The following is a 9,242-nucleotide window of genomic DNA, read 5'->3' as shown; positions in this document are numbered from 1 at the left end:
GGTTTAGGCAGCAAAAGTGGCGTTCTCGATGGTTTCGAGCGCGCGCCGTGGCCCGGCGCCCCGACCCGCGCGGCCCGTGCTCGCGACCCTCGTAGCACGTGCTCGCGAGCACGCGGCTGGTGCTCGCCGCTCTCACTCTCGTCGAGAACGCCACTTCTGCTGGGTTCGCGCGGGTTTAGGCAGCAAAAGTGGCGTTCTCGATGCACATGAGCAGTCCGGCAAGAAGTCTGTGGTCACGGGTCCCCGCGCGCATTGCGCTCTCACGGGAGTGTCGGTCCCTCACGGGCCAACCCGTGCTACCCCAGAAACGCCCGCAGCAGAGCCGCCGAGCCAGCCAGATGCTCGCTCATCGCGTCGGCCGCGCGCTCGGGGCTACCGGTCAGAATCGCCACCACGATTGCCTCGTGCTGCTCGTTCGAGTGCTGGATATTGCGCGCGAGCAACGGAATCCCGTCCAAAAACTGGTTAACGTAGGTGCGGTTGTCTGCGACCAGGGAGACCAGCGAGGGGGTGCCCACCAGTTCCGCAATGGTCAGGTGCAGGCGCGAGTCGAGTCGTCGATAGTCGTCGACGGATGCCACGGCCACCTCGGCGAGGCGCGTCCAGAGCAGATCGCGATCGGTCGCCCCCAGCTCGCGGGCCGCCGCCGCGCGTGCAGCGCCCACCTCGAGGATGTCGCGGAGGCCGAGGATGTCGTCGATCTGGGCGGCGGTCGGCGGCGGAGCATCCGGAACCGCGGCTGTCGGAAGGGTCTCGCTGACAAAGGTGCCACCGTAGCGACCGCGGCGAGCCACCAGAAAGCCCGCGTCTGACAGGGATTTGATCGCGTCGCGAACGGTGTCGCGGCTCACCGAGAACCTCGCCGCCAGCTCGCGCTCGGGCGGCAGGGCTCCGCCGGGCGCGACGATGCCGAGGCGGATGGTCTGCAGAAGGCGAGCGACCGTGTCTTCGAACGCGTTGCCATTGCGCACCGGGCGAAACAGTACGCCGTCGGCAAGGCCGCCGGGGGCCGCATCAGACATACGTCACAGCGGAGTCACATAGGCCGAGCTGATGCCGCCATCGACGAGAAAGGTCGAGGCGGTAATAAAACTTGCGTCGTCGCTGGCGAGGAACGCGACGGCCGCGGCCAGCTCCTCCGGCTCGGCGAAGCGACCCGTCGGGATATGTACCAGTCGCCGCTGGGCGCGCTCGGGATCGCTGGCAAACAGTTCCTGCAGCAGCGGAGTGTTCACGGGCCCGGGGCAGAGCGCGTTGACCCTGATGCCCTGGCGCGCGAATTGCACCCCCAACTCTTTCGTCATCGCCAGCACGCCGCCCTTCGACGCGGTATACGAGATCTGCGACGTCGCCGAACCCATCACGGCGACGAACGAGGCGGTGTTGATGATGGATCCGCTCTGCTGCGCCACCATGTGCCTGAGTGCGGCCCTCGAGCACAGGTACACGCTCTTCAGGTTGACGTCCTGCACGCGGTCCCAGGCTGGCAGCTCCGTGGTTTCTATGGAGTCGTCGTCGGGCGGGGAGATGCCCGCGTTGTTGAAGGCGATGTCGACGGCGCCGTAGGTCGCGGCTGCGGTGTCGAACAGGTTGTTCACCTGGGCTTCGTCCGTGACATCCACCTGCACAAACAGCCCTCCGACTTCGGCGGCCGCGGCGGTGCCGGTCTCGGCATTGAAGTCGCCGATGACGACGATCGCGCCCTCCGCCGCGAACCTGCGAGCGGTGGCCAGCCCGATCCCGCTGGCGCCGCCCGTAATGACGGCAACCTTGCCCTTCAGTCGCTGGGTCAGGTCGATGGGAGTGATGGCCATGATGGTCCTTCGGTAGAGGCTGCCCTAGTCGGTACTGATGAAGACGTTCTTGGTTTCGGTGAAGGCGGCAGCGGCATCCGGCCCCAACTCACGCCCGAGTCCGCTCTGCTTGAACCCGCCGAACGGGGTCGAGTAGCGCACCGAGGAGTGCGAGTTGACCGAGAGATTGCCACTCTCGATCGCTCGTGAGACCCGGATGGCGCGGCCGACATCCCTCGTCCAGATCGAGCCACTCAGGCCGTAGATGCTGTCGTTGGCGAGGGCGATCGCGTCCGCTTCGTCGTCGAATGGCTGCACGGTGACAACGGGCCCGAAGATCTCGTCGACCACGGTGCGGTCGGTTCGGGATGCGGGCAGCAGCACAGTCGGCGCGAACCAGAAGCCGGGGCCGGCAGGCGCGCTACCGCGGAACGCGACCTGCGAGTCATCGGGCACATACGAACTGACCGAATCGAAGTGTGCCCGCGAGACCAGCGGGCCCATCTCGGTCGAGTCGAGTGTCGGATCGCCCACGACGACGCCCTTCACTGCCGGTTCCAGCAGCTCAAGAAAGCGGTCATAGACGCCGCGCTCAACCAGGATCCTTGAGCGGGCGCAGCAGTCCTGTCCGGCGTTTTCGAAGACTGCGTAGGGCGCCGTGGCCGCAGCCTTCTCCACATCGGCGTCAGCGAAGACCACGTTCGCGCTCTTGCCGCCGAGTTCGAGAGTGACCGCCTTGACCTGCGCGGCGCAACCGGCCATCACCTGCTTGCCCACTGACGTCGAGCCGGTGAACACGATTTTGCGCACGCTCTCGTGGGTGACAAAACGCTCCCCCACGACCGAGCCGCGGCCCGGCAGCACCTGGAAGAGGCCCTCGGGCAGTCCTGCCTCGAGCGCGAGCTCGCCAAGGCGGATCGCGGTCAGCGGCGTCCATTCCGCCGGCTTCAGCACGACGGCGTTGCCCGCTGCGAGCGCCGGGGCGAATCCCCAGCTGGCGATGGTCATCGGGAAGTTCCAGGGCACAATCACGCCGACGACGCCGAGTGGTTCGAGGAATGTCACGTCGAGGCCGCCCGCGACCGGGATCTGCTGGCCGAGCATCCGCTCTGGCGCCGCCGAGTAGTAGGTGAGCACGTCGCGAACATGCCCAGCCTCCCAGCGAGCCTGCGTGAGTGGATGCCCGGAATTGGCAACCTCGAGGCTCGCGAGCTCCTCGATCGCACCGCCCACGACGCTCGCGAAATCACGCAGAGCACCGGCACGGGCGGACGGCGCCAGCGCCGCCCACACCCGCTGGGCCGCGACCCCACGCGCGACCGCGTCATCCACCCCCTCAATCGTGGTGTGCTCGATGACCTGCAGTTCGGTTTCGTCTGCCGGGTTTATCAGTGTGGTGGTGCTCACGCGACACCGTCCGGACGATGTGATCCGCGGTAGGTCCGCGCCGCCACCACCAGGCCCTCGAAGAGCCGAATATCGTCGTAATCCTGCTCCGGATGCCACTGCACGGCCACCCCGAAGGGAACGCTCGGCAGCTCGACTGCCTGAATCGTGCCATCGTGTGAGCGCGCCGAGACCACCAGCCCTTCCGCTACGCGATCAATCGACTGGTGGTGGTACGACTTGGCCGTCACCACGCCGCCGATGAGACCCGCGACACGGCTGTGTTCGTCCACCTGCACGTCGTTGTCGTTGAAGACGCCTCCACCCGCGCTGTACCGGGTCGATCCAACCACCTCCGGCAGGTGCTGGTGCAGGGTGCCACCGAGGGCGACATTGAGCATCTGCGCTCCCCGGCAGATTCCGAGAAAGGGCAGCTCGCGCTCGATCGCGGCGGTGAGTAGCGCGTCCTCCCACGCGTCACGATCCTTGCGCGGCTCATCCGTCGCCGGATGCGCCTCCTGGCCGTACCGCGCCGGGTCCACATCCTTGCCGCCGGTGATGATCAGCCCGTCGAGCCCGTCCAGGATGCGCCCGGCGACCACGGCATCCACCGGTTGCGGCGGCAACAGCACCGCGATGCCCCCGGCGCGATTCACCGCATCGAAATAGACCTTCGGCAGAAAGGCCGCCTTGACATCCCACACCCCTGTCTGTGCCTGCTCGAGGTAGGTCGTGAGCCCGATCACCGGAGCCGACACGGCCTGCGAGTTCGGTTCGTTAGAGACGCTCAAAGCCGCGCACCCTTTCCCAGTCCGTGACGGCCGAGTCGTAGGCCGCCTGCTCCACTCTCGCGTTGGTGAGGTAGTGCTCCACCACGTCGTCGCCGAAGGCCTCGCGTGCGATGGTGGATGCCGAGAAGAGTTCTGCGGCCTCTCGAAGCGTCGATGGTACGCGCGGGGCATCCGATTCGTAGGCGTTGCCTGTAAAGATCGGCTCGAGTTCCAGCTCGTGTTCGATGCCGTAGAGGCCGCCGGCGATGAGGGCGGCCATGGCGAGGTACTGGTTCACGTCGCCACCGGGAACCCGGCTCTCGACTCGCAGCGACCGTCCATGGCCCACCACCCGCAGTGCGCAGGTGCGGTTATCGAGGCCCCAGGCCACCGCGGTGGGGGCAAAGCTGCCGGCGACAAAGCGCTTATACGAGTTGATGTTAGGGGCGAAAAACAGGGTCAACTCGCGCATGGTCTTGAGCTGGCCGGCGATCCAGTGCTCCATCAGCCTGGAGAAACCGTGCTCGGCGTTCTCATCGGCCATGACGGGCTCACCATCCGCACCCACGACCGACAGATGGATGTGGCAGGAGTTGCCTTCGCGCTCGTTGAATTTGGCCATGAACGTCAGTGACTTGCCGTGTTTATCGGCGATCTCCTTCGCACCGTTTTTGTACACGGAGTGGTTATCGCAGGTGCCGAGCGCGTCGGTGAACCGAAATCCAATCTCCTGCTGGCCCAGGTTGCACTCGCCCTTCACCCCCTCGCAGTACATGCCAGCGCCATCCATCGAGTTCCGGATGTCGCGCAGCAACGGCTCCATCCGGGTGGATGCCATCAGCGCGTAGTCGATGTTGTAGTCGCTGGCCGGCGTCAGGCCGGTGTATTTCTTCTTCCAGGCATCCCGATACGTGTCATCGAAGACGATGAACTCCAGCTCGGTGGCGGCATAGGGTGTGAGGTTCTTCTCAGCGAGCCTGGCGATCTGGCGCTTGAGCACCTGACGTGGGTCAGGAGCCACCGGACTTCCGTCGAGCCAGGCGAGATCAGCAGTGACGATCACGGTGGATTCGAGCCATGGGGCGTGGCGAAGGGTGTCGATGTCGGGCATCATCGCCATGTCGCCGTAGCCTCGCGCCCACGATGAGATTTCATACCCATCGACGGTGTTGTTTTCGACATCGACCGCGAGAAGATAATTGCAACACTCGGCCCCGTGCTCGGCGAATTCCTCAAGGAAGAGGCGGGCGGACACCCGCTTTTCCACGAGTCGGCCCTGCATGTCAGTGAAGCCGATGATGACCGTGTCGACCTCGTGGGCAGACACCAGCTCACCCAGTTCTTCGACTGTGAGGTTGCCCGTTCGTGTCGTTGCGTCCACCCAATGCTCCTCTGCACGCGCCGGTGACACCGACTGACCCGACCATTACACCACAGCGAATGAGTTGGATGCTCGCCCAATGTAATGCGCATTTAACATCCAAAGGTAGACATGAGGTACCAATAGCCGCCAAGCTCTCGATAAGCGCGGACGCCGACGTCTGATCGGTGGCGCGCACCCGATCACGCACTGGGAGGACCGAAATGGCAGAAATCAGGAATGTCTCCGGCGTTAGCTACACCCCCGCAGGGGCTGGCTACTTTGAGAAGCGCACACTCCAGCGGACAGCGGGCTTCTGGGGGCTGTGGGGCCTCGGCATTGCTGCGGTAATCTCGGGCGCATTTTCCGGCTGGAACGTGGGACTGAGCACTACCGGGTGGGGCGGATTACTCATTGCCATGATCATCATCGTGATCATGTACTTCACCATGATCTTCTCCATCGGTGAAATGTCGGCGGCAATGCCTCACACGGGCGGAGCGTATTCCTTCGCCCGGGCGGCGCTCGGCCCGTGGGGCGGTTTCGTGACAGGGCTAGCCGAGACCATCGAGTACGTAGTCACGACATCCGTCATCGTGCTGTTTTCCGCGTCATATGCGAACTCCGCCCTCAGCACGCTGACAGGCGTATCGCTGCCAGGCCCGGTGTGGTGGGCGATCCTTTTCGCTCTTTTCATTGGGCTGAACTCTCTTGGCGCTTCGATCGGCTTCCGTTTTGCCCTCATCGTGGCCATCATTTCGATGGCAGTGATCCTCATTTTTGCGATTCTCGCAGTCGCGAACGGCGCGGTGGACTTTAGTCGCGTGTTGGACATCACGCCCGCTGGGGCTAACTCGACATTTCTGCCGTTTGGAGCAGTGGGCATTCTGTTCTCGCTACCATTCGCGATCTGGTTCTTCCTGGGCATCGAGGAGCTGCCGCTGGCGGCAGAGGAGGCGAAGAACCCGTCCAGGGACATCCCGCGCGCGAGCGTCTGGGGCGTCATAACCCTCGCATTCTTTGGCATGCTCATCCTGTTCCTCAATCCGGCGGTGACCGGATCGAAGGCCATCACCGTTTCCCCGGGCGACGGGGACGAGCCGCTACTCGCAGGCTTCCGAGCATTCCTGCCCGACAGTGTTGCGGCCGTGTTGGCGATCGGAGCACTGATCGGCCTTCTCGCATCGTTGCAGGGCATCATGTTTGCGTACGGTCGCAACATGTATTCACTCTCCCGGGCTGGCTACTACCCGAAGTTTCTCTCGCTCACCGGCGCGAAGCATAAGACACCGTGGGTGGCTCTGCTGGTCGGCGGGATCATCGGCTACATCATTTTGACAGTGGTTGTCATCATCATTCCGGCGACGAATCCCGACCTTGCGGCCGCCGCGACGGGAGTGATTCTCTTCATCGCCGTGTTTGGTGCTGTGATTTCTTACATGATGCAGATGGTGTCGTTTGTGATACTCCGTCGCAAGTTCCCGAATGCGAAACGTCCCTACACGTCACCGACAGGGGTGGCCGGCGCGATCATCGCGCTCGTGATCGCGTTCGGCGCGTTCCTGGGGATCGTGCTAGCACCCACCTTCGCTGTCGCGGTCGTGACGTTCATCGTCATCTTCGTTGTCGGCATCGGGCTGTTCGCCCTCTATGGACGCCACCAACTGGTGCTGTCCCCGGAGGAGGAGTACGCGCTCAGTGGCGGCCTGCACGGAGACCCCCAAACCGAGGGGTACGACGCGATGGAGAGCGAAGTTTTCGATAAGAAATAGCGGCGGCGAGGGCGGGCCGCACCCCGGATTCCGCCCTCGCAGTTGTATTACCAGGGGTGGGAATGTACCTTTAAGGGTCCCGTTCGTGGAGTCGCCTCAGGGTAATCCGCAACGGTGGTCAGTGCCTCCGGTTCCAGAGCCCGCCACAAGCGGTCGTTACCGCGGTGGCGAAACGCGGTTTCAGCTGACAGTGTCCACCCCGGGCACACGCAAACCCGAAACGAGATTCGTGAAACGAACACTGACAATCTGCGCGGTATCTGCGCTGATCATGGGTGCAAGTATTCCCACTTCCGCACTCCCCGGCACATCGCAGGTTGCTTTCGCCGAAGCCGGCTCCGCCGCCGCGGCGGCGAGCGGCCGCACCGCAAAACCGCAGGCCATCGTCGCCTCGGCCGCCGTGACAGCGCCGGCCGCTCGTGACGCATTCGGCATCACCGCACCACCTCCTCCGCCCGAACCAGAACCTGTTGCCGTTGCCCGGTACTCGGCGGCCACGTCCAACGTCACAGGTGCTCTGGCCGTCTGGCCGGCCAGCGGCGGAGTGAACGATGGCTTCGGGTACCGGGGAACTGAGTTTCACGGCGGCATCGACATCATGGCGGGCTACGGCTCACCGATCGTCGCGGCATCCCCCGGGGTGGTCATCGCGGTCACCCAGGATGGCGGTTGGGGCCAGTACGTGCAGGTCGATCATGGCGGCGGCATCACGACCCTGTACGCACACATGATCTCCGGATCCCCCCTTGTATCGGCGGGCCAATCGGTCGCCGCCGGCCAACAGCTCGGTTCCGTCGGCGACACCGGCTACGTCACGGTCGCCCACCTGCACTTCGAAGTGTGGGTCAACGGCACCAAGACCGACCCGATGGGCTGGCTGCCGTAACCACGGGGTCAGAAGTAGGTCTGCACCACATCCAGCACCAGCGGATCATCGGCGTCGGCATCATCGATCACCGGGATGGCGCGCCATTTGTCCAGCGCCGTACAGGGGTGTGACATCCCCAGCCGAAGAATATCCCCTAGTGCGGGGCTGTCATCATTAGTGGCCAGGTATGAGTGCTGGTCGTTGACCTTCGTTACCGCGCCATGCCGGGTAGTCGGCAGGCCGAGATCGTAGGGAAAATCTCGCTTGCCGCCATCCATGATCGCCAGTCCTGGTTTCGGCCGCGATATCACCCGCGCCCAGCCGTGGACAGCGGGTCTCAGCGCGGCAAGCGGGGTGAGTTCGCTGTAGAACCCCTCATCGTGCAGCTGGTAGGCCCCTGAGCGCAGGATGACCGTGGCGCGGGCGACCAGGGGCGACAAAGCCTCCGCTACCAGGTCGAAGAACGCACTTCCGCCCGCGGTCACGATGGGCCGGTCTTCCCACTGAACCGCGTCGTGCATCGCGACGATGTCGTCAAGAAAGCGCCGCACGGCCACGACCGAGGAGTCCCGTCGATTCTCCGCGTACGACCCCTCGTACCCGGCGACTCCGGCGAGCCGCAGTTCGGGCGCGGCCTGAACAGCGGATGCCACCGCGAGCGCGGCCTGCATGGAGCGTGCTCCGGTTCGACCACCGGCCCCTCCCAGCTCGATGGCGACGTCAACCGGTCGAGCAGCACCACCTTTCAGCCCCGCGCGCATCAGTTCAACGGCCTCGACGCTGTCAACCCAGCAGAGAAATTCGAAGCCGAGGTCGGCAAGTTCTGCGCCCAGCCAGCGCAGTGCGACCGGGTCGATCAGTTCGTTGGCCATGATGATGCGAGAGATGCCGAATGACCGTGCGAGCTGCACCTGCCAGGCCGTCGCGAGCGTGATCCCCCAGGCACCCCTCTCGAGCAACTGCTGCCACAGCTGAGGCGCCATAGTGGTCTTGCCGTGGGGCGCTATCTCGAACCCGCGAGCGGCCACCCACTCGGCCATCAGCGCCACGTTATGTGCCGCCGCGCCGCGATCGATGGTGATGAGTGGAGTGAGGAAGGCAGAAAGTCGGGGTTTCGTCGCCAGAAACTCGGACGACGACGCGCCCCAACTGGACGGGGGAAACGACTTCGCCCACGGCCCGAGCACGACATCCTGCATGCGTTCAGGCTAGCGCCGGCCTGAGATTGCGGCCGGGTCGGTGGAATGTCGGCCTGGCGCGGTCAGGCCGTGGCGAGCATCCATCCGCCGGCAG

Annotated in this window: 8 protein-coding genes; 2 read left to right on the top strand and 6 right to left on the bottom strand. The window is 64.7% G+C overall.

Annotated elements, in window-relative coordinates:
- Positions 1 to 296: 296 nt before the first annotated feature.
- The 5 genes from RMN95_RS05230 to RMN95_RS05210 are packed head-to-tail and all read right to left on the bottom strand — an operon-like array spanning position 297 to position 5,330.
- Positions 297 to 1,022: an FCD domain-containing protein gene (locus RMN95_RS05230; RefSeq protein ID WP_309615893.1), complete on the bottom strand. Its 726-nt coding sequence runs from the start codon at positions 1,020 to 1,022 to the stop codon at positions 297 to 299.
- Positions 1,023 to 1,025: 3 nt separating this feature from the next.
- Positions 1,026 to 1,814, bottom strand: coding sequence for a 3-oxoacyl-ACP reductase (locus tag RMN95_RS05225; RefSeq protein WP_309615892.1), 789 nt, complete (start codon positions 1,812 to 1,814; stop codon positions 1,026 to 1,028).
- Positions 1,815 to 1,838: 24 nt separating this feature from the next.
- Positions 1,839 to 3,200, bottom strand: coding sequence for an aldehyde dehydrogenase family protein (locus tag RMN95_RS05220; protein WP_309615891.1), 1,362 nt, complete (start codon positions 3,198 to 3,200; stop codon positions 1,839 to 1,841).
- Positions 3,197 to 3,970, bottom strand: coding sequence for a gamma-glutamyl-gamma-aminobutyrate hydrolase family protein (locus RMN95_RS05215; protein WP_309615890.1), 774 nt, complete (start codon positions 3,968 to 3,970; stop codon positions 3,197 to 3,199). Before RMN95_RS05215 ends, RMN95_RS05220 begins: the two co-directional genes overlap by 4 nt.
- Entirely contained in the window at positions 3,957 to 5,330 is a 1,374-nt protein-coding gene (locus RMN95_RS05210; protein ID WP_309615889.1) for a glutamine synthetase family protein, read from the bottom strand. The genes RMN95_RS05215 and RMN95_RS05210 overlap by 14 nt, the downstream gene beginning before the upstream one ends.
- Positions 5,331 to 5,533: 203 nt before the next feature.
- Here RMN95_RS05210 and RMN95_RS05205 point away from each other — a divergent pair, with 203 nt between their 5' ends.
- Both RMN95_RS05205 and RMN95_RS05200 read left to right on the top strand, forming a co-directional pair.
- Complete coding sequence (locus RMN95_RS05205) at positions 5,534 to 7,081, top strand: amino acid permease (protein WP_309615888.1); 1,548 nt, start codon at positions 5,534 to 5,536, stop codon at positions 7,079 to 7,081.
- 229 nt (positions 7,082 to 7,310) lie between these two features.
- Positions 7,311 to 7,967: a M23 family metallopeptidase gene (locus RMN95_RS05200; RefSeq protein WP_309615887.1), complete on the top strand. Its 657-nt coding sequence runs from the start codon at positions 7,311 to 7,313 to the stop codon at positions 7,965 to 7,967.
- A gap of 8 nt (positions 7,968 to 7,975) precedes the next feature.
- Here the strand turns inward: RMN95_RS05200 and RMN95_RS05195 are convergent, their stop codons facing one another.
- On the bottom strand, positions 7,976 to 9,148 hold the full coding sequence (locus RMN95_RS05195) for an alanine racemase (protein ID WP_309615886.1): 1,173 nt from the start codon (positions 9,146 to 9,148) through the stop codon (positions 7,976 to 7,978).
- Positions 9,149 to 9,242 lie beyond the last annotated feature (94 nt).

The sequence above is a fragment of the Salinibacterium sp. genome (assembly GCF_031364185.1).
Lineage (GTDB): Bacteria > Actinomycetota > Actinomycetes > Actinomycetales > Microbacteriaceae > Rhodoglobus.
The sequence above is the reverse complement of the archived record's forward strand: the minus strand, read 5'-3'. Positions and strand labels throughout refer to the sequence as shown.